Origin of the sequence: Streptomyces sp. HUAS CB01 (assembly GCF_030406905.1) — a bacterium.
Classification (GTDB): Bacteria; Actinomycetota; Actinomycetes; order Streptomycetales; family Streptomycetaceae; genus Streptomyces; species Streptomyces chengbuensis.
Window position 1 is genome coordinate 276,524 of record NZ_CP129137.1, and the last position, 21,418, is coordinate 297,941.

General features: G+C 71.3%; 19 protein-coding genes and 1 pseudogene. 10 read left to right on the forward strand and 10 right to left on the reverse strand.

Going from position 1 to position 21,418, the window contains the following annotated elements; translation table 11 throughout:
• Positions 1 to 7: 7 nt before the first annotated feature.
• From sbnB to QRN89_RS01365, 6 genes are all read left to right on the forward strand, one after another.
• A complete protein-coding gene (gene sbnB / locus QRN89_RS01340) occupies positions 8 to 1,009 on the forward strand; it encodes a 2,3-diaminopropionate biosynthesis protein SbnB (RefSeq protein ID WP_290347485.1) in 1,002 nt (333 codons plus the stop codon).
• Positions 1,006 to 2,940 (forward strand): FAD/NAD(P)-binding protein, encoded by a 1,935-nt coding sequence (locus QRN89_RS01345; protein WP_290347486.1) that lies wholly within the window; start codon positions 1,006 to 1,008, stop codon positions 2,938 to 2,940. The genes sbnB and QRN89_RS01345 overlap by 4 nt, the downstream gene beginning before the upstream one ends.
• Positions 2,937 to 4,142 (forward strand): trans-sulfuration enzyme family protein, encoded by a 1,206-nt coding sequence (locus QRN89_RS01350; protein ID WP_290347487.1) that lies wholly within the window; start codon positions 2,937 to 2,939, stop codon positions 4,140 to 4,142. Before QRN89_RS01345 ends, QRN89_RS01350 begins: the two co-directional genes overlap by 4 nt.
• On the forward strand, positions 4,139 to 5,461 hold the full coding sequence (locus QRN89_RS01355; RefSeq protein WP_390702185.1) for a benzoate/H(+) symporter BenE family transporter: 1,323 nt from the start codon (positions 4,139 to 4,141) through the stop codon (positions 5,459 to 5,461). The genes QRN89_RS01350 and QRN89_RS01355 overlap by 4 nt, the downstream gene beginning before the upstream one ends.
• Positions 5,462 to 6,658: 1,197 nt before the next feature.
• Entirely contained in the window at positions 6,659 to 7,342 is a 684-nt protein-coding gene (locus tag QRN89_RS01360) for a HEAT repeat domain-containing protein (RefSeq protein WP_290347488.1), read from the forward strand.
• On the forward strand, positions 7,336 to 8,340 hold the full coding sequence (locus QRN89_RS01365; protein ID WP_290347489.1) for a MerR family transcriptional regulator: 1,005 nt from the start codon (positions 7,336 to 7,338) through the stop codon (positions 8,338 to 8,340). Before QRN89_RS01360 ends, QRN89_RS01365 begins: the two co-directional genes overlap by 7 nt.
• Before the next feature lie 508 nt (positions 8,341 to 8,848).
• On the opposite strand, the gene QRN89_RS01370 is transcribed toward QRN89_RS01365, so the two are convergent.
• The 4 genes from QRN89_RS01370 to QRN89_RS01385 form a co-directional block, all read right to left on the reverse strand.
• Positions 8,849 to 9,862, reverse strand: coding sequence for a hypothetical protein (locus QRN89_RS01370; protein WP_290347490.1), 1,014 nt, complete (start codon positions 9,860 to 9,862; stop codon positions 8,849 to 8,851).
• Between the two features lie 369 nt (positions 9,863 to 10,231).
• Positions 10,232 to 10,645: a CBS domain-containing protein gene (locus QRN89_RS01375; protein WP_290347491.1), complete on the reverse strand. Its 414-nt coding sequence runs from the start codon at positions 10,643 to 10,645 to the stop codon at positions 10,232 to 10,234.
• A 154-nt stretch (positions 10,646 to 10,799) separates the two neighbouring features.
• Positions 10,800 to 11,246, reverse strand: a complete 447-nt coding sequence (locus QRN89_RS01380; RefSeq protein ID WP_290347492.1) for a DUF2267 domain-containing protein — start codon at positions 11,244 to 11,246, stop codon at positions 10,800 to 10,802.
• Between the two features lie 118 nt (positions 11,247 to 11,364).
• Positions 11,365 to 11,799: an Hsp20/alpha crystallin family protein gene (locus tag QRN89_RS01385; RefSeq protein ID WP_290347493.1), complete on the reverse strand. Its 435-nt coding sequence runs from the start codon at positions 11,797 to 11,799 to the stop codon at positions 11,365 to 11,367.
• Positions 11,800 to 12,576: 777 nt separating this feature from the next.
• On the opposite strand from QRN89_RS01385, the gene QRN89_RS01390 reads away from it, so the two are divergent.
• Complete coding sequence (locus tag QRN89_RS01390) at positions 12,577 to 13,620, forward strand: AraC-like ligand-binding domain-containing protein (RefSeq protein ID WP_290347494.1); 1,044 nt, start codon at positions 12,577 to 12,579, stop codon at positions 13,618 to 13,620.
• Between the two features lie 317 nt (positions 13,621 to 13,937).
• On the opposite strand, the pseudogene QRN89_RS01395 reads toward QRN89_RS01390, so the two are convergent.
• Both QRN89_RS01395 and QRN89_RS01400 read right to left on the reverse strand, forming a co-directional pair.
• Positions 13,938 to 14,253, reverse strand: a pseudogene (locus tag QRN89_RS01395) (TetR/AcrR family transcriptional regulator); the annotation flags it as partial.
• A gap of 78 nt (positions 14,254 to 14,331) precedes the next feature.
• Positions 14,332 to 14,718, reverse strand: coding sequence for a winged helix-turn-helix transcriptional regulator (locus QRN89_RS01400; protein WP_290347495.1), 387 nt, complete (start codon positions 14,716 to 14,718; stop codon positions 14,332 to 14,334).
• Positions 14,719 to 14,861: 143 nt separating this feature from the next.
• On the opposite strand from QRN89_RS01400, the gene QRN89_RS01405 reads away from it, so the two are divergent.
• Both QRN89_RS01405 and QRN89_RS01410 read left to right on the forward strand, forming a co-directional pair.
• The gene (locus QRN89_RS01405; RefSeq protein WP_290347496.1) at positions 14,862 to 15,269 is read left to right on the forward strand and encodes a RidA family protein; all 408 of its coding nucleotides are present in this window, start codon (positions 14,862 to 14,864) and stop codon (positions 15,267 to 15,269) included.
• Between the two features lie 222 nt (positions 15,270 to 15,491).
• Entirely contained in the window at positions 15,492 to 16,370 is an 879-nt protein-coding gene (locus QRN89_RS01410; RefSeq protein WP_290347497.1) for an MBL fold metallo-hydrolase, read from the forward strand.
• Positions 16,371 to 16,926: 556 nt separating this feature from the next.
• On the opposite strand, the gene QRN89_RS01415 is transcribed toward QRN89_RS01410, so the two are convergent.
• Positions 16,927 to 17,130 (reverse strand): cold-shock protein, encoded by a 204-nt coding sequence (locus QRN89_RS01415; RefSeq protein ID WP_059190954.1) that lies wholly within the window; start codon positions 17,128 to 17,130, stop codon positions 16,927 to 16,929.
• Positions 17,131 to 17,516: 386 nt separating this feature from the next.
• Between QRN89_RS01415 and QRN89_RS01420 the strand changes: the two genes are divergently transcribed.
• The gene (locus QRN89_RS01420; protein ID WP_290347498.1) at positions 17,517 to 17,840 is read left to right on the forward strand and encodes a hypothetical protein; all 324 of its coding nucleotides are present in this window, start codon (positions 17,517 to 17,519) and stop codon (positions 17,838 to 17,840) included.
• Here the strand turns inward: QRN89_RS01420 and QRN89_RS01425 are convergent.
• From QRN89_RS01425 to tap, 3 genes are all read right to left on the reverse strand, one after another.
• Positions 17,776 to 18,246, reverse strand: a complete 471-nt coding sequence (locus tag QRN89_RS01425) for a helicase associated domain-containing protein (protein ID WP_290353534.1) — start codon at positions 18,244 to 18,246, stop codon at positions 17,776 to 17,778. The genes QRN89_RS01420 and QRN89_RS01425 overlap by 65 nt on opposite strands.
• Before the next feature lie 171 nt (positions 18,247 to 18,417).
• Entirely contained in the window at positions 18,418 to 18,972 is a 555-nt protein-coding gene (tpg, locus tag QRN89_RS01430; protein ID WP_290347499.1) for a telomere-protecting terminal protein Tpg, read from the reverse strand.
• Between the two features lie 6 nt (positions 18,973 to 18,978).
• Positions 18,979 to 21,267: a telomere-associated protein Tap gene (gene tap, locus QRN89_RS01435; RefSeq protein ID WP_290347500.1), complete on the reverse strand. Its 2,289-nt coding sequence runs from the start codon at positions 21,265 to 21,267 to the stop codon at positions 18,979 to 18,981.
• Positions 21,268 to 21,418: the final 151 nt, after the last annotated feature.

A 21,418-nucleotide genomic window follows, 5' to 3' on the forward strand; every position in this document is an offset into this window, starting at 1 on the left:
TAGAAACGTGTTCGACTTCGATGTGGTGGCGGGCGAGACCGTCCGCAACGTTCTCAGCGGTAAACGTGCCGAGGTCCTCGGCATTGTCGGCGATGCCTACCGTAGCCATGCGGCCGGGGAATCCGTGAACCCGGACAGCTATTTCCTGCGTTTTCCCGAGAAGCCCGAATCCCGGATCATCGCCCTGCCCGCCTATCTCGGCGCCGATGTGCAGCTCGCCGGGATCAAGTGGATCGCCAGTTTCCCCAAGAACACACAGGCCGGAAAGCCCCGCGCCTCGGCCGTACTGATCCTCAACGACTACGAGACCGGCTACCCGGTCGCCTGCCTGGAAGCCGCGAACATCAGTGCGGCCCGCACCGCTGCCTCCGCCGCCGTCGCGGCGACCGCGCTGCGCCCGGGCGGCTTCGCCGGGACCCGGGTGGCGATCGTGGGCGGCGGCGTGATCGCCCGTAACATCTGCGACTACCTCCACGCGGCGGGCGTGGCGCCCGACGCGTACGTCGTGCACGACCTCCACCGGGAGTCGGGCGAGGCGCTGGTGGAGTATCTGCGCAGCACCCAGCAGCATTCCGCCTCGTTCACCGACGACCTGGGCACCGCGCTGGACGCCGAGACCGTGGTCTTCGCCACGACCGCGCTGGAGCCGTACGTCACCACGCCGTTCAAGCCCGGCCAGGTCGTGCTGAACGTGTCGTTGCGGGACCTCGCCCCCGAAGTGGTGCTGGCAGCCCAGAACATCCTCGACGACGTCGACCACTGCCTGAAGGCCGACACCTCCCCGCACCTGGCCGAACAGCTCACCGGCTCACGGGACTTCGTGACCGGCACGCTCGCCGAAGTGCTCAACGGCGAGGTTGCGGCGGCCGCCGACAGGCCGGTGATCTTCTCGCCGTTCGGCCTCGGCGTCCTCGACCTGGCTGTCGGCGCCTATGTGCTGACGCAGGCGCGCGAGCAGGGCCAGTCCATCCCGATCCCCAACTTCTTCGGGGAGACGCGACGGTGGTGACCACACAGCTCACGGAAGGGGCCGGCCCCACCACTCAGCACACCGGGCACCACGACGACCGGCACACCACCCTCGCGGTCGTAGGCGGTGGCTCTCGCGGCCTGGGTGTCATCGAGCGCCTGGTCAGCCTCTGTCTGGCGGACCCGTTCCCGGTCACCGTCCACCTGGTGGACCCCCGGCCGCTGGGCCCCGGATTCCACGTCGCCGACCAGCCCGACCATCTGCTGCTGAACACCGTCTGCACGCAGATCACCGCCTTCGCGGACGCCGAGATGGTCGACGGTCCCACACGGGTGACCGGCCCCTCCCTCTACGAGTGGTGCCGGGCAAGGGAGTTACGCCTTGCAGCGGACGGCTGCACCGTGCGCGAGGCATCCAAGGACGGTGCGTCGGCCGGCCGGGACATCCGCCCCAACGACTTCCTGCCCCGCCGGCTGCTGAGCGAGTACCTGCTCTGGGCCGCGCGGCGCATCGTCGCCGCCGCGCCCCCCTGTTTCACCCTCGTACCGCACGCCACCACCGCCCGTGAGGTGCGACGCTCCCCCGGCGGCGGGGAGGCCGTGCTCCTGGACGACGGCGGCCTGATCGACGCCGACGCGGTCTTCGTCACCGTTGGGCACCACTCGCTGTATCTTCCGGCCGAACCGCCGTCCGAGCCGCGGCTGGTCACCCGGCCGTATCCGCTGCCCGCGGCCCTGGACGGGATCGCGCCGGGCGACCGGGTCGCGGTGCTGGGCATGGGGCTGACCGGCATGGACGTGATCGCGTCCCTGACGCTGGGCCGCGGCGGCCGGCACGAGACGACGGGCGAGGGCCGGACGCGCTACGTGCCCGGCGGCGACGAACCGCTGATCGTGCTCGCCAACCGCTCCGGTCTGCCGTCCCGCAGCCGCCCCCACCTCCACCCGGGGCGGGTCCGTTTCGCGCCGCTGGCGCTCACGCCCGAACGGATCCAGGAGCTGCGTGCGCGGCGGCCCGACGGCCGCATCGACTTCGTCGAGGACGCGCTACCGCTGGTCGAGGCCGAGATGGAACTGGCGTACTACCGGACGCTGTTGGGCCACCGAAGTGGTGATGTGCGCGCCGTGGGCGAGGAGTTCGCCCAGCGCGTCACCGCGTACGGCTGCGAGGGGCTGCTGGCCCAGCTGCGCGGGGACCACGGTCCGTTCCCGCTCCGGGGGGTCCTCGGCGCGCGGTTCGCCGACCGGCAGTGGAGCGAACAGGGCGACTACACCGCGTGGTTCACCGCCCAGGTCGCCGACGATCTCGCCGAGGCCCGGGCGGGGCTGGGCGTGAGCCCGGTCAAGGAGGCCCTGGAGGTGCTGCGCGACCACCGTGACGCGCTCCGGTCGGTGATCGACGCCCCGGGTGTCGACGAACCGTCGCTCGAGCACTTCTTCGGCACCTTCGCGTCCACGGTCAACTCTCTGGTGATCGGTCCGCAGCTGGAGCGGTCGGCGGAAATGCTGGCTCTGCTGGACGCCGGGGTGCTCCGGCTCGGCCCCGGCCCCCGGCCCAAGGTCATCGCGCCTTCCGGGCAGGGACCGTGGCGTCTGGAGTCCACCTGTCTGGCCCGGCCGGAGAGCGTGGAGGTCGACCATGTCGTCCTCGCCCACGTGGCCGAATCCGCCGCCGACCAGCTGCCCGGCTCACTGCTCGGCCGGCTCGTCGCCGCGGGCCGCGTCACCACCCTGGGGGGCCGCGGCACCCGGGTCCCCGGTCTGCGCGTGACCCGGGAGGGCCAGGGCATCGGCCCGGCCGGGGACGTACAGCCCCGGCTGTTCTTCCTCGGGCCGCACACCGAGGGCTCCAGCTACTACAACCACTACGTTCCGTCACCCGGCGCGCCCTCCCGTGCGCTCAAGGACGCCGAACTCGCCCTTCGCACCGCCCTGACCACCCTGCCCGTCCCGACCGCGAGGACCTCATGAGCGACAACCGTGACACCTACACCCCGTGGACCCGGGGCTACCGGCCCGAGACGCGTGCCGCACAAGGCGACGGCTGGCGCTGCCCGACCACCGGAGCGATACCGCCGCCGATCGGGCTCGGCGCCACCTTCGCCCGGGACGACCAGTACCGCACCCGCACCGGCCACGCCTATCTGCGCGACCAGGGAACGCCCGGCTACGAGCAGGTCGAGGACGTGGTGGCGGGCCTGGAGGGCGGCTCGGAGGCGCTGGTGTTCTCGTCGGGTATGGCCGCAGCCACCGCCGTCTTCCAGGTCCTGCCCGCCGGTTCCCGGGTGGTGGTCCCGCAGACCATGTACTTCGGGCTGACCAAGTGGCTGCTGGAGTTCGGGCCGCAGCGGGGCCTCGAGGTCGTCCCCGTTCCCATGGACGATCTGGACGCGGTGTCCGCCGCGGTGGCGGCGGCACCGACCGCGCTGCTGTGGGCGGAGTCGCCGGCCAACCCCACCTGGCTGGTGACCGACCTGGCGGCGTGCGCCGAGATCGCGCACCGCGCGGGAGCCCTGTTCGGTGTGGACAACACCGTCCCCACCCCGGTGCACACCCGGCCCTTCGAGCTGGGCGCCGATCTGATCATGCACTCCGGTACGAAGTACCTCAACGGCCACACCGACGTCGTGGCCGGCTTCCTGGTCGCCGCGCCCGCTCCCGCCGAGGACCGCCACGCCCTGTGGGAGCGGCTGCGGCTGCACCGGCGGCTGACCGGTCCGATCCTCGGCCCGTGGGAGACCTATCTGCTGATGCGCGGCATCCGCACGCTCTACCCGCGGATGCGTCAGATATCAGCCACGGCCATGGCGCTGGCCGAGCACTTCGACGAACACCCACTGGTCAGCCGGGTTGCCTACCCCGGACTGCCCAACGACCCGGGGCACGGGGTCGCCGCCCGGCAGATGACCGGCGGCTTCAGCGGCATGCTCTCGCTGCACGTCGCCGGGGAGTGGCAGCGTTCCCTGCGTGCTGCCCAGCACTGCGAACTGTTCATCCGCGCCACTTCCCTGGGCGGGGTGGAAAGCCTCATCGAACACCGATACACCTTTGAGGGACCGGGCAGCTCCTCTCCGAAGGACATGCTGCGCCTGTCCATCGGCCTGGAGAGCCCGACCGACCTCGTGGCCGATCTGGAGCAGGCATTGGAACGCGCCGCTAAGGACGAACATTGAGCTCTGACACCTCCCACGCCGACAGCACCGGCGAGGCCGGCGGCAGCCCTGCCGCCGCCCCGGCTGGGGCCACCACGGCGTCCCCTCCGGCCGGCTCCGGGGGGCCGCCGGAAAGCTCCGGCCGACAGGACGGCCGCCCCGGGCTGTTCCGCGACATGTCGCTGTCCGCGGTGCTGGCCGGGTTCGTGGCCGTGGTCGTCTCGTACTCCGGACCGCTGGTCATCGTCCTCGCCGCAGCCGCGGCCGGGCATCTGGACAAGGAACAGACCAGCTCGTGGGTATGGGCCATCTCCATAGGCAGCGGCCTGACCTGCATCGGGCTCAGCCTGCGGACCAGGATGCCGGTCATCACCGCATGGTCGACACCCGGTGCCGCGCTCCTCGTCACCAGCCTGGGTGCCTACTCCTACGAGGAGGCCATCGGGGCGTTCATCGTCACCGGGGTCGTGATCACCCTGGTCGGACTGACCGGGGTGTTCGGCCGGCTGATGCGGCAGGTGCCCACGGCCGTCGTCGCGGCGATGCTCGCGGGCATCCTGTTCTCCTTCGGCACCGGCGTGTTCACCTCACTGAAAACCGCGCCCTGGATCGCCGGGACGGTGCTGGCCGGCTATCTGCTCGGCAAGCGTTACCTGCCCCGCTACGCGGTCCTGATCGCTCTGGCGGTGGGAGTGGCGTGCAGCGCGGCCACCTCGCGGCTGGACATGCGGCTGGACCATCTGGAGCTGGCCCGCCCGGTGCTGACGGCTCCTCACTTCTCCGTGTCCTCCCTGATCGGCATCGCGGTACCCATGATCCTGGCGACCCTGGCCTCGCAGAACGCCCCCGGCATGGCCGTGCTCACCGCGTCCGGCTACCAGCCCAGGGACCGGCTGCTGATCGGCTCGACGGGCCTGATGTCCACCGCCCTGGCGCCCTTCGGGTCGCACGCCATCAACCTCGCGGCCATCACCGCGGCGATCTGCACCGGCCCGGAATCGCACCGCGACCCCAAGCGCCGCTACGTCGCCGGTGTCGCGTGCGGAGCGTTCTACCTCCTGATCGGGGCCTTCGGAACGACCCTCGTGGTGTTCTTCGCGGGCCTGCCGAAAGAACTGGTCGCCGCCATCGCCGGTGTCGCGCTGTTCGGCGCGCTGGCCGGCGGGCTGACCGGAGCGGTCACGGAGGAGAGGGACCGCGAGGCCGCCCTGATCACCTTCCTGGCCACCGCGTCGGGAATGACCCTCTTCGGCGTCGGATCGGCCTTCTGGGGCCTGGTGTTCGGTGTCGTGGCCCATCTCGTACTGACCCGCTGGAGGTCCCGCCCCGCCACCGCCTGAGCTTGCGCTCAGGGCGAGTACGGCGGCCGCCCCGGTGTGTACGGGGGCGGCCACCGTACTGCCTGCGTCCGTCCACGAGCGGGCGTCTCCTCGATCAAGCCCCCTGCCCCGTCGCGGACCGCCTCTCCCCGCCACCGTCGACGCATCGGCGCGGAATCCGAGATCCGCGGCACGATCCGCGTCCGAGGACGTCGAACCCGCGGTCGTGACCCCGTCCGGTCCGCCGGCAGGTGTTGCTCCAGTCGGACGCACGCGGCCCTCGGTCCGTCATGGCTGCGACCCGCACCCCTTGCTCCGACCGTGGGAGCGGCGCAGTGTGCGACGGAGATCCGGGTGCGTGGATGCGCTTTGCGCTCGAGTTCGCCCACGAAGGCGGCCGCGTAGTCCTCGGCGCCGGTGCGGCTGCGCCCCTCGTCGTCACTCAGCAACTGGTCCCCACCGAGACGGAAGTTGCCGGTCCGCTCTCCCGGGGCGATCTCCACCGGCGGCGACCCATGGGTCCAGTCGGGATCTCCGACCGTGCGGCAGAAGGCGAGAACGTCGCGACGTGCGAGCGCTTCGCCGCGGAGGTCGGTGGGTAAGCCGGGCTGGTTCACCAGCTCCTCCCCCGGCGCCACCTCCAGGCTGCCGCCGCCGACCACGACGAGCCGGGACACGCCGGCCGCCCGCACGGCGTCGACCACGGCGCGGTTCAGTGCGAGGAAGGGCTCCCTCGGATCTCTGCCGTCGCGCGGGGGTACCAGCGCGGTGGCCCCCGCATCGTGACCGGCGGCAAGGGCGGCGACCCGGCGCGTGTCCCCCGCCCGGTGTACCTGGCTCACCGCGCAGCGGCTTGCCCGGTGCTGGTCGACGCACCCCGATGCCCGCCACCGGAATCACGACAGGCGCCCCTCCGCTGGGCACCTGCACCTACTCCGCCGCGACACCGACGAGACCGATCGCCGACGCGGTGGTAGTGACCGTGCCGCGTCGCGTGCTGCGGGCTGTCCGTGGCCTGGCTGATCTCCTGGTGAGTGGGCAGGAGCCTGTCCGATGCGGCCGGGACCGGGCTCGGCCGGCTTGATCCTCGAGCGCCTGGAGCCGAACCAGCCGGAGTGCACCGGGAGCATCCTCTCTGCCGCTCGTGATCGGGCAGCGACCCCGTTTGACCTTGACACGGTGACAAGGTCTTCACTGCTTCCCAAGGAGGTGGTCCCGATGACCGCGACGAGGCAGGAGACGGATGCGCTACGAGCGCTTCGGGGACTGGAGGACAGCCGTTCATCAGTACGCCTGCGCGCTGCTCTGGCGGTAGGCACGGCTCCTGACCCGTGCTTCGTCGACAAGCTCGTCGAGCGATGCGCGATCGAGCCCGAGTTCTTCGTCCGCGACATGCTGACCTGGGCACTCGTCCGCCACCCGGTGTCCCTGACGCTCCCCGGTCTGCTCCGCGAGGTCCGTTCGGAGCGTGCGCAGGCACGCAGCCAGGCGCTGCACACACTGTCCAAGATCGGGGACCAGCAGGCATGGGCTGCGATCACCCAGGCAGTGTTGTCCGACGCCGACGACGAGGTGGCGAGGAGCGCCTGGCGGGCCGCGGTCGTGCTCGTGCCGGAGGGCGAGGAGTCCGCATTGGCCACGGTGCTGGCAACGCAGCTCGGGCGCGGTGAGCAGGAGACACAGCTCAGTCTCAGCCAGGCCCTGGTCGCCCTGGGGGAAGTGATCGTGCCGGCCCTGCATGCCGCGACGACCGCCTCCGATCCGCGCAGGCGTGCGCACGCGGTCGCGACACAACGGCTGCTGCGCGATCCGGACGCCGGATTCGAGTCGGCGATCGAGGAGGCCAAGCGCGTCGTGGCCCTCGCCGGGGCCCCCAAGACTGAAGATCGAGAACTGTGCTGATCGGTGAGGTGGCGAGACGGTCCGGGGTCAGCGCCCGCATGCTCCGGCACTACGAGTCGCTCGGTCTGGTGCGGCCCTCGGGTCGTTCGGGCTCCGGATATCGGGAGTACTCCGCGAAGGACATCCGGCGCATCTTCCACATCGAGAGCCTGCGGTCGCTGGGCCTGTCGCTGCGTGAGATCGGGCGCGCGCTCGACGATCCCGGTTTCACGCCGTCGGCGCTCGTCGGCGACCTCATCCGTCAGACGAGTGACCGCATCGCGGCCGAGACCGAGTTGCTCACGCGGTTGCGCCGAATCGACGCCGCGGACCCTGGCGGCTGGGAGGACGTCCTCCAGGTCGTCGCGCTCCTCCAGGCACTGGGGTCGCAGAGCGCCGACGCCCGCCAGCGCGCCGCCCTGGCCTCGGTCGACCGGGTTCCCGTGCCGGTGGAGGCTCTGGTCGAGGCGGCACTGAGCGAGACGGAGCCGAACGTCGCCGGCGCCCTGCGGTGGGCACTTGCGCAATCGGGCGAAGGCGGCGCGGAACTGCTGGCGAAGGGCCTCGGCTCACCGGTGGCCGCGGTGCGGAAACGTGCCGTTCAGTCCCTCGCCGCGATGCCGGGTGGTGAGGCGACCACGCACCTGCGGGACGCCCTCACGAACCCCGACATCGAGGTGCGTGGGTGTGCGGCGCTGGCGCTCGGGCCACGCGGAGTGGCCGAAACGGTCCCGACGCTCATCGACTTGATCGTGGCGGGACGGAACGACACCGAGGCAGCCGACGCACTGAGCACGCTGGCGAGCGACACCGCGACGGCCGATCAGATCGCGACCAGGCTCGTCGACATCCTCGCCCACGACACCACGGAAGCGCCTGCACGCGGACGGCTGACCCAGGCGCTGGCGGGCATTCCGGGGACGACGGCGTCACGTGCCCTCGTGGAGCTGTCGCATGACGAAGACCGTTCTGTCGCGTTGACTGCCGCCTACCTTCTCCAGCTCCGCGACGCGCGGTGACGGACCTCGCCGCGGATGCCCCGCACGGGGACCGCGGGGCGGCGGGCTCCGGAACCTGTCACATCCGCCGAGGGGGAGGAGCCGGCCAAGGTGACGTCGTCCACGCCACCGGCTCCCGCTCCGGACGGCTCTCGTGGATCTTTGGCTTGACTCCCGCTCCGTGGTGTCGGCGAAGGCCGGCGCCGGCAGGCGAGTTGTCGTAGTCCTACGCCGCGACGGACACGGGCCTGCTTCCCTAGCCCTCCGCGGTGGCGGCGGTCCTCGGTCCGTGACGCTGAGACCGGCTGCCTGTGCAGGGCGCCGCTCCCGCCGGCAGCGCTGTCCCGAAAGTAGCGCTGCAGGTTCGTCACGGCCTGAGCGTCGCGACGAAATATTGCAGCCGCTGCCCGAACAGTTGCGGAGAAGCTGCGAACGACATGGGTGCCACTGATCCGTTCTGACGGTGGTTCCAGGGAATGCTGGAGCGTGCTCGGGTTGGTGGCCGCGGCGTTCGACCGCGTCTCACGCGTCAGCGAACGGGATCGGCCACCCCGGCGAGGAGGGCGGCAGCCTCCTCCTGCGCGAGGGCGCGCTCGTACACGAGCTCGCCGGTCATCCCGGGAAGGAATCGGCCGGCGGGCCAACTCCTCCGGTACGGGGGCGGGTCGACGACCACCAGCCGCACCCCGTCCACGGCCGGGATGTCCGCGGGTTTGCCTTCGTTCCAGACCCACTCGCCGTCGGCACCGACCAGGTTGAAGGAGCCGAAGGTCGGCACCATCCCAGACTGGTCGCGGCAACAGGCGACGGCTTCGGGCGAGGGCGCCTCGCCCTCGACGAGGCCCCTGCCGATCAGCGCGTCTGCAAGGAGAGTGTGCAGCTGGAAGTTGTCGCCGATGCCGGACATGCGCAGCACGAATCCGGCGCCGGTCGCCCGGTCGAGCGCGATGAGCGGCTCGTCGTCGAGGACGGCGAGGGCGTAGGTGAGGCACTTGAACGGCTCAGCGGACAGCTCCGCGACCCGGGCGACCGCAGCCCACAGCCCCTCTCGACCGGGGGCCTCGCGCCGCACCCGCGGCGAGTTGAGCATCGCCACACAGGCCATCTCGAACTGCGGAAGCGCCTGCCAGGCCATCACGGGCTCGAAGCCGATCCGCTCGAAGTCGGCCTCTTCCAGGCCCTCACCCTCGTGGTCGGGCAACGCGCCACGTCCCGCGGCCGCCCATCGCTCGCAGAAGACGGCGGCCTGCTCGAAGGCATCCAGGGCGCTCGAGAACACGTCGGGCGCACACACCAGCGGGTCGGCACCCCGCTCGACACATGCCCCGGTCATCACGGCCACCACCGCTCGCGGGCCGGCCGGCACCTGGCCGAGCACGGTGGCCAGCCGGGGCCCGGCCGCCTGAAGCTCAGCAGGTGCCGCCTTCCCGAAACCACGCGTCAGCCGTGTGAAGGCACGCTCAGCCGCGTCCGCGTCCTGGGCCCGTACGGCCGCTTCGAAGTCCTCGACGGCGGCAGGAAACCGCCCACGTCCGAATATCATCCGCGCACACTAGCCGACGCCTGCGACAACCCCGGGCAGCCGCCGGCACGTTGTACGGGCCACAGGCGAAGCCGCTGCGCCACCCGGGAGTCCTGGGCAGGTGCGCCGGTCGACGCGAAACATGACAACCTCGGCGCCGCACTGGACGACTCGCTCAGCACCTGGCTCGACGCCCTCAAGAAGGCAGCGGAACAGCCGGCGACCCCGCGCCGAGCCTCCCGGTGAAAGGTGGTGCCGGGGGCGAGGGAGCCGTCGAGTCCTCCCTGACCGGGCACGTTCACGCCGGCGGTGACCGGCGGCCCATCGGGCCGCCGGCTCCGTCCCCGCCGGACGCCACCCGGGGCGGGCCTTGCAGGGGCCGGGAACTCCTCAGGCGGAGATGGCCTCGAGGAGGTCGCCGACCTTGGGATCGGGCAATGCGCGGGCCACGTCGGCCTGGGTCACGATGCCCACCAGGGTGTGGCCGTCGATCACCGGAAGGCGGCGGACCTTGTGCTCGCTCATGGTCCGCAGGATCTCTTCCGCGTCGTCATCGGCCCCGATGGTCACCGCTTCGCCCTGGGCGAGTTCCCCGGCCTTCACCTGCGCAGGGTCCTTCCCGGCTCCGAGGACCTTCACGACGATGTCGCGGTCCGTGAGCATCCCCTTCAGCCGTTCGTCCGTACCGCAGATCGGCAGAGCACCCACACCGAGGTCCGTCATCTTCTTCGCCGCGTCCAGGACGGACTCGTTCGCACCGACGCACGTGGCATCCGGTGTCATGATCTCTCGCGCGGTGGTCATGACGCTCTCCTCCTCCGCCTGTCGGAACCGTTGCTACGTGGCGCCTGCTCAGAGCACGACCGCGTACGCGCCGCGGCGCCTGATTGCGAGGAGGAAGAGCCCCAGCCTGCGGGCCGGAAGGGGGAGATCGTCGGAGCAGGTGACGTGGCGCTTCCTACGGTCGGCGGCCGAGAGGCTGCGTGAGTTCGGCTCGGCCGAACAGCAGCGCATAGCCGGGAGGCAGTGCCGCGAGTACGCGGTCGAGAAGGTCCGGGCCCGCGAGTGCGGCGACGACATGGAGAACCGCTCCGGCCTCCCACCGCGCGGTGGCGGGGGTGAGTCCGGCACGTGCGGCGAGGTCCTTGACGAAGCCCCACCCGGTGAGCGGTTCGATCTCGGGGACCTGCGAGGTGAACACGAGGGCCGCCTCGACGGGGAGACAGGCGGCGAGCTGCACGCGTTCGTCGCCCGTCAGCTGCCGGCCGAAGGCGGCGAGGACGGCCCGGACGGCTGTCTCGGCGCGTTCGCGGGTGGGGTAGGCGCCTTCGTAGCGGACTCTTTCGAGCAGGTGATGGAACGTCACACCCGGTGCGGTCGCAACCGTTTCGAGCTGGGGCACCATCGGCGGAGGGACTGCCTTTCTCGTGAAGCGGTCGCAATTCTGCTACCGCGCTGGAGTGAGGGGGTGCGGGGCGGGCCGAGCCGGGAGGCGTGTCCCGCCCCACGGAATTCGGGGTGAGTCAGCTGCTGAGCTGCTTGCGGGCGGATCCCTCACCGATGGCGATCTTGCGCGGCTTGGCGCGCTCCGCGATGGGGATGCGCAGGGTCAGGACACCCGCGTCGTAGTCGGCACTGATGCGCTCGGTGTCGAGCGTGTCGGCCAGCACGAGCTGGCGGGAGAAGACACCGAGAGGGCGCTCGGACAGCTCCATCTGCACGTCGTCGGCCTTCACCAGCGGCCGGCGCTCGGCCTTCACGGTGAGCATGTTCCGCTCGACGTCGATCTCGATCGCGTCCGGGGTGACACCCGGCAGATCCAGGGCGATCACGTACTCGTCGCCGTTGCGGTATGCGTCCATCGGCACCGCGGAGGGCCGGGACCACGTCCCCGTCGTCCCCAGGAGCTGCTGCGTGAGCCGGTCGAACTCCCGGAAGGGGTCGGTGCGCATCAACATCGTGAAACACCTCCAGTCGGTTCAGGCAGTACCTGCCAATGCGCTGCAACCTGCTTCCGTTGTAGCACGTCATCCAAACGATGACAACTATGGGTGTCGTCGAAACGATGACGGGCGGTCGAGTGCCCCCATGAACCGAACAGCCCGGGGACCCCGACCCGCCGCCGGCCTCCTTGCACGCCACCGCGGCGGCCCTGAACACGATCCGCCGACGACGACCCAGCCGCCCTTCTCACCCCGCTCGCCGGCACCCACCCACACCTTCGAACCGACCACCCGGCTCGCCACCCGCGACGAACCGACCACCTGGTCCTCGCCACCCGCGTCGAGCAGATCACCCGCCACGCCGGCACCTCCGTACCGACTCCGGCGAGCAGCGACGCGACGGCCGAACGCTTCGACACGACCCCGCGCCGGACGCGGACAGGTGGGCGGCGCTCGACGTTCGGGTCGCGTCGCAGGTTGACCTTCGACGAGGTGAGCGCCTACCGCATCTCTCGACGTACTGCTCCGCTTCGGGAGGCGCCGCGGTCGAGATACGGCGCCGGGGTATGCCTCTTCCCATGAGCGCAGGAGGAGCACGTCCGTGGAGTGGGCCTTCCCTGCGCTCGTGCGGGACAGCTTGGCGCGCAGCCCGGCCGGGGTGGGCACGCCGTCGTGATCTTCGTGTGCGAGGATGCCGCGTCGCCGCGGCGCCGCGTCCCCGTGCCGCCCCGCCGCCGCGACGGCAGGGAGTAAGGGGACGTTCGGCACGGGAGCGGCGGAGGGCGAGGCGCGATGATAGGGACGGTGTTCCGCAGCGAGGACGTGCCGGTCGAGGACAGGTTCGACTGCTGGCGGGACATGCTGGGCCGGACGCGCTCCAGCGACATGGCCAGCGCGCACGCCGACGCCTTCTGGGCGGAGTGCCGGCTGATGGAACTCGGCCCGGTGACCGTGTTGCCGATGGCGGCCCTCCCGGCGCGCTACCGGCGCGGGCCCGCGATGGTACGCCGCTCGGACCCCGAGCTGTACCACCTCTCCCTGCTCCTCGACGGCGGGCTGGGACTCGACCAGGCGGGCCGGGCGGACACCTTCGGCCCGGGCGATCTGCATCTGGTCGACAGCTCCCACCCGTACGACCTCGGCCCGGACCGGGAAGGGGACTGCCGTCCCGTCAGGGGCGTGGGCGTTGACTTCCCGAAGGCGCTGCTGCCGCTCCCGGAGGACCGGGTGCACGCCCTGCTGGGCCGGGCCCTGCCGGCGGCGGACGGCATCGGCGCCCTCCTGCGGGACTGCCTGACCGGCCTGGACCGGCAGGCCGACTTCCTCCGGCCCTCCGACGCGCCGCGTCTGGGCACGGTCGTGCTCGACCTGGTCGCGGCGCTCGTCGCCCACGTCCTGGAGGCCGAGACGGCGCTGCCGCCGGAGAGCCGCCGACAGGTGATGTTCCGGCGCATCTCCGCCTTCATCCGCCGGAACCTGCAGGATCCGCGGCTCACCCCGCCCGCCGTCGCGGCCGCCCACCACATCTCCCTCAGCCAACTGCACCGGATCTTCCAGCTCGAGGCACACGGCGAGACGGTCGCGGCGTTCATCCGCGCCCGGCGACTCGAAGGCGCCGGGCGCGACCTGGCGGACTCCCGGACGAGCGCCGAGCCCGTCCACGTCGTCGCCGCCCGCTGGGGCTTCCCGCGTGCGCCGGAGTTCACCCGCGCCTTCCGCACCGCGTACGGGTGCTCCCCGACGGAGCACCGGATGCGGGCGCTGTCCGAGCGCCGTGGGCCCACCCCCGTGGAGCCCACCGCGACCACCGAGCCGCCCCGCGGTCCGGTGCCCTGAACCTATGCGCAGCGCACGGGCCTCCCGGTCCGTTCGCCACCGATTGCGACGCACGGCCAACGAACCGTGGACGCCACGCCAACGACAACCGGCTCTCGTCCGGCAACAGTTGACGCCGCTCGGATGCGTGACCCGCGCACACGCACCGGCTCCGCGCTCCCACTCGCACCCGGCACCCCGGCACCCCGGCACCCCGGCACCCCGGCACCCCGGCACCCCGGCACGAAGTTCGCGTTCTGGTGCTCCGTCGTCAACGACCACGGCAACACGTGGGTCCTGGGCCGCATCACGGGCACCGACCACACCACGGGCCGGGTGCACGACCCGCGCGCGAGCCGGCCCGCGCAGAGGCGCCACACCCGGTCCGTGCCCGGCGGGAGCCCGTCCGCGGTCCACGACATGGTCGAGAAGGATCCCGCCTGCCGCGCGGACCGTGGCGGGCCGGAGGTCCTCCTCGGACCCGAAGAGCGCGAACACCCCGTTCTTGCTCAGCCCCGACTCGCTCGCCGGGCGCCCAGCGACAGTCCATCCAGCCCTTCCACCGAGGCGATGCCGACAATGCGCCGGAACCAGCGGCCGGGTCCGGTCGCCGCGCTCGATCCGCCCGTCCGTCCGCACATCAGCCCTGCCCAGCAGTCCAGTGACGGACCGCCCGGCGAAATCCACCGCCGGACCGCCCCGCCGGGCTGCGGCGAGAGCCCGGGCAGATCTTCACCGAGATGTCTCGAAGCGGCTGCGGGAGGCCTCGATCTCACCGAGGAACTGGTGGGTCCAGTCGCACAGGCCGGAGATCGTCACGCGCAGCGCCCGGCCCGGTTCGGTCAGGGTGTATTCGACCCGGGGCGGCACCGTCGGGTGCACGGTCCGCTCGACCAGGCCGTTGCGCTCCAGCATGCGCAGGTTCTGGGTGAGCATCTTGTGGCTGATGCCCTCTATGCCGTTGCGGACCTCGCTGAAGCGCAACGTACTTTCACCCAGGGTTTCGATGATCAGCAGCGCCCACTTGTTGGCGACGTCCGAGAAGATTTCCCGGGCCAACGAGTCCGCGCGTGTGAGGTCGGCGTCCATGTCCGAGCCGCTGAACTGCTTGGTCACCATCAGGTACCCCAGTCACTGAAAAGTGCGTTCTTCCCCGTCAGAAGCCAGTCTCCTACGGTTTCCGAGTAACCAGAAGAGACCGGGCCCCTTCACCGACGGAAGCGGGCCCGCAGGCTCGTACGAGACGAGGAGACGGACACAGCATGGCCATCACCCTGGTGAACCCCGAAGGACTGCCCAAGATCGATGCCTACCGACAGGTGTCGGTCGCGACCGGGTCGAGGCTGGTCTTCGTCGCCGGCCAGGTCGCCTGGGACGCCGATGGAGCCACGGTCGGCGAAGGCGACCTCGCCGCTCAGGTCGAACAGTGCTACCTCAACGTCGCCACCGCCCTGGCCGGGGTCGGCGCCTCCTTCGACGACGTCGCGAAAGTGAACGTGCACGTCGTCGACTGGACCCCCGACAAGATGCCCCTGCTCATGGAAGGCCTCACCCGGGCCGCCACCAAGCTCGGGACCACCGCCGCGCCGCCGGCCACCCTGCTGGGCGTTGCGGCCCTGGACGTGCCCGAGCACCTGGTCGAGATCGAGGCGACCGCGGTCCTCGACTGAACAGGGGCCCTCGACGCCGAGGTTGGCGCGACACCACCCTCCGTGCCACGTGTGCAGTGGGCGTGGGGGAACTTTCAGGCGGCCGTGGGTCCCGCTCCGCCTCCGCTTCCCCATGGGTCGAACCGCGTCGTGGTAGCGTCCGGGTGGAGTCATGCAGGTGCCCGCCCCGGACGAGATGTGCGCCGTACCCGGCCCGCCAGACCGCGCACTCGAGGAGACGTCGTGGACGCAGGCCCACCCCTGATCGATTTCGCCGTTGCGACTCCCGAGCCTCGTGCGCTCGACGTCCGGTGGATCCACGGCTCGCCGTCGGCCAAGCACAACACCGACCCGGACATCCAGGTCCACGCGTACGACGAGCACACGTTCATCCTGCGCCAGAACATGGCGATCAACTACGAGGCGCCCTTCCTGTTCCTGCTGTTCGGCAACGCCCAAGCGGTGCTGATCGACACCGGCGCCACCGCGTCCGTCGAGTTCTTCCCCTTGCGGCCGGTGGTCGACGACCTCATCGAGGGCTGGCTCTCCCGCCACCCCCGCGAGGGGTACCGCCTGTTGGTGCTGCACACCCACGCGCACGGCGACCACATCGCGGGCGACGGCCAGTTCGCCGACCGCCCCGACACCTCGGTGGTCGGCGCAGAACTCACCACCGCCTGGAAGTACTTCGGATTCAGCGAAGACCCCGACGCCGTGGCCCAGGTCGATCTGGGAGGGCGCATGCTGGAATGCCTGGCCACTCCCGGCCACCACGAGGCAGCGGTCACGTTCTTCGACCCCTGGACCGGGTTCCTGCTCACCGGCGACACGGTCTACCCCGGTCGGCTCTACATCCAGGACCGGCAGGCCTTCGCCCGGACCGTCGACCGCCTGATCGAGTTCTCCGACCACCGACCGGTCACCCACGTCCTGGGCTGCCACATCGAGATGACCCGGCAGCCAGGCGTGGACTACCCGATCCGCACCACCTACCAGCCCGACGAGCCCGCACTGCAGATGTCCACCGGTCACCTGCGCGAGATCCGTGCCGCGCTCGACGAGATCGGCGAGCGGCCCAGCCGGCGTGCCTTCCCCCTCTTCGTCCTGTGCCCCAGCGAATGAACTGCACCAGCGAAGCGGCCCCGCGTGCGGTTCAAGCCGACTCCCCGCCGCAGATTCCCGGCCTCGCAGACGGCACCGGCGTCTGGACCGGTGCCACGGCGACGGGGACCACGACGTTCACCACGGTCCGCACATCGCCGCGCGCCGGCGACGCACGGACCGAGTCGGTGTGGCCTGGGCACGGGCTCAGTACGCCCGGCGGGTGCGGCGCTCGCCGGTGACCTTCGAGGCGGGCAGGCGACCGGCCTTGGAGGTTCCCGTCAGGGTTCTCCGTCGATCTTCACGGTGAAGGCCAGGTTCAGATCATCGCCCGCCGACGGTTGCGGAGCAGCGCACTCCTGCTCTGGCATCGGCAGCTTGGGCGACTGAGCCGCCGAGTTGCCGGCGCCCGCTGCGTCGAACGTCGGAGAATCGCCCGGCCCGGAGGCAGGCGCGTCTCCCGGGCCCGGTCGGGCCACGGCACGAGCCGTTCCCTTGGCCTCGCTGGCCGATTCCCTCACACGGACCAGGCCCCCGGAGCGTCGCTCCGGGGGCCTGGTTCACGGCTGGGGCCGAATCAGGCGGGGGTGATGTTCTCCGCCTGGGGGCCCTTCTGGCCCTGGGTGATGTCGAAGGTGACAGCCTGGCCTTCCTGGAGCTCACGGAAGCCGCTGGCGTTGATGTTGGAGTAGTGCGCAAAGACGTCGGGGCCGCCGCCGTCCTGTGCGATGAAGCCGAAGCCCTTTTCCGAGTTGAACCACTTGACGGTTCCGCTGGCCATGCCGGTGCCTCTCAGTCGATAGCGGATCCGCACCGCGCGGACCCGGAGGTGATCGCCCTGGTCCTCAGGCACTGCACAGCAAAACGCCCACGCCAGGGCGCGGGCAGGTACTGCGAACCACGACAGCTAACGATGACGCTACACGGCGATACCGCCCATGACCAGAGAGCAACGTGTGTCCGTGACCTCGCGGAGTAGCACCTCCCACTCGCCCGGAGCCGTCTCCGTGCTGGAGGGAACCCAGCCGGCGTAGGTCCGCCGACGCGAGGTGGGCCCTCGGCCACGGTCGCTGCGGAGGTGCACCCGTGTCCTGGCCGTCTGTGGTCATTCTTGTCCCCTCGAAGCGACGCCCGTCGCTCGAAGGGCGCATCCGTTCCCTTGGCCTCGTGCCGGATCCTGGGACGGGTGACGCAAGACTGCACTGGCGCGGCCACTCGTACGACATCAGCCTTTCGGGCGAGATCCTGGCGGACTACGAGCCGGAGGAGCCCGAGCGGGTGAGAGCCCGGATCGGCGAACCGTACGCGGTCTACGTGTCGTGCCCGTCCATGGACGCCGCCCGGGCCTTCCTCCGCCACGTCCTGCCTGGTGGCGACGGTCTTGTCGACACCAACCATTTCGAGATCCTGCAGACGGGCGAGTTCCTCACGCTGCTGGCCCGTTATCCGCAATGGGACTGGCGTCGCCTACCGAGCACAGATCTCCAGTAGTCGGCGCCTCGTCATCTGTGGGACCGGACGAGGAGGGCGTGCAGGACCGGCCGCGCCCCTGTGCACGTGGTGACCTGCGAGGCGCAGGGCTCGCAGCAGGTGGCTGCGAACAGCGCATCCCGAGGGCGGTCAGCTGCTCGACCCTCTCGGCGGCGAGCGCGGCGGCGCGGGAGCGCTGGTTGCTGATCCGGGTCCCGAGACTGACGTCGCGCTGCTCCGGGCCCTCGCAGCTGGCCGGCGGAACGCCGACGGTCTCGATGTGCTCGCGGGGGACCTGGAGGTGCCCCTCGCGCTCGCGGTACCGGGTGGCGGCGGCGAGGTTGAGGGACCGCTCGTCCGCGTGTGTGGTGCGTGGTTCCGGCTGCTCGGCGGCGGTGTCCGCAGGCTCGACCCCGCCGGTGGCCATGACGACCTGGGTCCGCGGCCCGCGCTCCGGCACGGCTGTCCGGGGCTCGGCCTCCAGGGCGCGGAGCACCGCGTCCACGGCCTCGCGCCGGTGGGGGGACAAGGGCTTCGTCGTGCGCAGACAGCCTTCGTGTCGGTTCTGCCAGGCGGTGATCTGGGGCGCGCGACGGGGTCAGAGGTCGAACTCGACGTAGTCGACATCCGTGAACTCCACGGACAGGCCCGCCGCACGGCGGCCTCGGTCCTTGAAGTACTCCTCCTGGAGGGCCTCCGCCGCGATGGTCCTCAGCTCCTGGTCGGTGGCTCCCTGCGTCTGGGCGTCGAAGAGACGGGCCGCGTACGCCGGCGGCAGGTGATGCGTGATCAGCCGGACGCGGGCGTCGTCGGTGCTGCCCGGAGCCGCGGTGAAGCCGAACCTGGCGCGGGTCTCGATCACCATGCCCGTGGACGTGGCGGCCTGCTTCTTGGCCCGCTCCCGCACCCGGGGCTGCCAGCGCCGTCGCACTTCGGTGGCGAGTCGGGCCGCGAGTTCCGGGCGGGGCCGCCTGATCTGGTCCTTCACGTAGCGTTCGACCGTGCGTTGGGAGATGCCGAGCAGTTCGGCCACCGGCCTGGTGCCCTTGAGCTGCTTGACCAGGTACCGCATCTGCGCCGGGGCGCTCTTCGGTGCCGGCCGGGTGGCCTTGTTCGCCACCGCTTCGTCGAGGCTGTCGTCGAACATGCCCATCGCGTACTACTCCCCCTCGTGGGCGGCGTCGGTGCCCTTGATGTGCTGAGCGGGATTGTGTCCCTCCTCGAGCATCCGGACAGCCCACATCAGGTCCTGCGTTCCTTCGTGCTTGACCATGCCGGGGCTCACCCCCAGCCGGAACGTACCGGGCGCGGGCTTGCCGTCCGGGGTGTACGGCAGGACGTCCAGCGGCGAGGGCCCGTCGGAGAGGTACACCGCGCAGTCCGACAGCAGCGCGACCGGGACCAGCGCGTCGTCCCCGAGGACGAGATGCCCGGTGGGGGCGGGTGCGTGCTGGGTGGCGAGCGCCGTCTTGAGCAGCTTGCGGTGCATGTTGACGCGCGCGGTGGAGATGACGGCTGCCCGGATGTCCGGGCGCCACGTGGGGCGTTCCAAGGCAGGCCACCGCTCCCCCGCCCGGTATCCGGCGCCCTGCGGGCGCTCGCGGAGCTTGCCGATCCCGCCCTTGACGGTCGCCTTGATCGCGGACAGGACGGCGGCCGTGCCGGGATCGGCCTGCCGGTGCGTCTCCATCGCGGCGAGGAACTCGGCGTCGTCCATCCCGGCCACCACACCGAGGTCGGCCATCGTCGCCTTGTACGCCTCGCTGAGCTGCTTGTACCAGGGGTCCAGGTAGGGCCCCGACTCCGGCCGCAGCCACGCCTCGACCGGCTCGACGGTGACGGGCAGCCCGTGGTTCGCGACGAGTTCGGCCGCGTAGGCGACGGTCGGGGTGGCGTACCAGGCCGGGCCGTCGGGACGTTGGCCGTTCGGGGTGAAAGGGCTCGGCAGCCGGGGATCGAGTTCGATGCCGGAGAGGTCGACGAGCCAGGAGCCGGGGATCCTCTTGTCGAAGGCGGGCTTCTTCACGTGGACCGGGGCCGACAGGCCGACGACGAGGCGGTTCGCGGCGGCGAGGAACGCGGTGTTGACGTCGATCCCGACCGCGAACCGGCGCGCGCACTCGGCGCCGGTGAGCAGCTCGGGCTCGCGGATCCAGTCGAACGCCTCCTCGTCGAGGACCTGGTCGGGAGTGCGCTGGTGGTGACGCGGGTACAGGCCCGCGACGATCGGATGCTCGGCCGGTGCCTCAGGCGGCGCCGGGTCGACCGGCTCGGACAGCGAACCGGGCACCGCGCCGGACATCCACGTGCCCGACGCCTCGTCCCGTACGGCGCGGGTCGGCGGGCGCAGCGCCGTCATCAGCTCGAGCCCGCACACTGCCGTCGACCCGCGCGGCGTGATCACGCGGGACGCGTACCTGCCGAGCACGGCAGCGACATCCGGGGCGGGAAGCCGGGCGGTGCCGCCCCACGAGCGCGTGTCGAGCGCGTCCCACGGCAGGATCGCGAACTGCACACACTGCCGCCGGTCCCCCTCGGCAGGCCGGTAGACGCGCGCCCACGGCCCGAACCCGCGCTTCGTGAGCTTCCAGCCCGCCTTCACGATCTGCTTCACCACCGGATGGCTCTCCGGCAGCCGCAGGCCTCGCCGGTCCTCCAGCACCGGTGGCAGCCCGAGGCGTTCGGCGGCAGCCGCCGTGACCACGATGAGCGGATCCGCGTCCTTCCCCGAACGGTGCAGCCGCTCCGCTCCCAACCTCGCCTCGCCCAGCGCCCACTCCACGACCCCGACGAGTGTGTTGGCCGGGCACTCCAGCACCAGACCGCCCAGGCCGTACACGGACCCGTCGCCGTCGAGCACACCCAGCGGACCGTGCGCGAAACGCGCATCGGCGGTGACGCCGACCGGAAGGGACGGGCGCCCCGTTGTCGTCCTCCTGGGCTTCGTCGTCTTCGTCGTCTTCGTCGCCGTCGGCTGCGTCGCCGTCGTCGGCCCTGTCGTCTTCGCTGGGGCGGCGCGACGAGGTGCCGCAACGGGTGAGGCAGTGCTTGCGGAACCGGTCGCTCCGGTCTGGGTGCGGTCAGGGTCCGGTGTTGTGGGCGTAGGTGACGGCTGGGGTGTCGGCTGCGTATCGCCGGGCGCGGGGAGTGCGGCGTCCGGTGCCGTCGGGCCGGGCACCGCCTCCGGCGCCGGGTAGCGGGCCGCAAGTCCCTCCAGGAGCCGCGCGTAGGCGGCGCGTTTCGGCGCCCTCGGCTCCGTCCGGCCCGCCTCCCAGCCGCTGACCGCCTCCCGTCGGACCTGCAGGACCTTGGCCACCTGCTCCTGACTCAGACCGGCAGTCTCCCGCAGTCGCTTCCGCTCGGCCGGGTCCGGCAGTGGCTCCCTCGACGCCACCTCCTCCAGCAGAGCGTCGACCGCACCGAACAGCGTTTCCTCATCGCTCGACACGCCACACCTCCCTCCCGAACGCTACACCAATCGCACGCCATATCACGCACGAATCACACGTGTTGACATGGATCGTGCATTGCGACGGATCCGCCGGGCGGTTCCGGACGTGCCGAGCCGGGATCGAGGGGTGTTCAGCGCTTCCCCTCAT